Origin of the sequence: Paenarthrobacter sp. PPS72, from assembly GCF_048537125.1 — a bacterium.
GTDB classification, from domain to species: domain Bacteria; phylum Actinomycetota; class Actinomycetes; order Actinomycetales; family Micrococcaceae; genus Arthrobacter; species Arthrobacter nitroguajacolicus_E.
This window is the reverse complement of record NZ_JBLYIE010000107.1, coordinates 1-415: the sequence shown is the minus strand read 5'-3', so window position 1 is coordinate 415 and position 415 is coordinate 1. Positions and strand designations below refer to the sequence as shown.

At 63.6% G+C, this 415-nt stretch carries 1 protein-coding gene; it reads right to left on the bottom strand.

Annotated features, from left to right (window positions below; translation table 11 throughout):
• Positions 1-415: CLIPPER-2 domain-containing protein (locus ACLRGI_RS23295; RefSeq protein WP_419203803.1), on the bottom strand; the 415-nt coding region annotated here is incomplete at both ends.

Here is a 415-nt window from a genome sequence, read left to right as displayed (position 1 = left end):
CACGCTCCTCGTCGGCAGCGTCAGATGTGTATAAGAGACAGGTCACGTTGCCGGTGTTCTTCGCTGTGAAGGCGTACGTGACTACGTCACCGGCCTTCGACGGCGACTGAACAGCCGAGCTGTCAGCGGACTTGCTGAACTCCATCGCCGGAGCCGGGGTCAACGGAGTGTCCGTCGTTGCCGGAGGGGGCGTTACCGGAGGGCCGGTAGGCGGAGTGCCCGTGGTCGTGGCCGTGTTGGCGACATGGCCGGCGTCGATATCCGCCTGCGTGATGGCATATGTTGCCGTAGCTGTCACCGTTTCACCGGGCAGCAGAACTCCTGCCGCACCCGGCCAGGTATACGCCAATGCCGAGAGCCCGGCCAGCGGATCCGTGATGGAAACGTTGGTCAGGGTCACGTTGCCGGTGTTCTT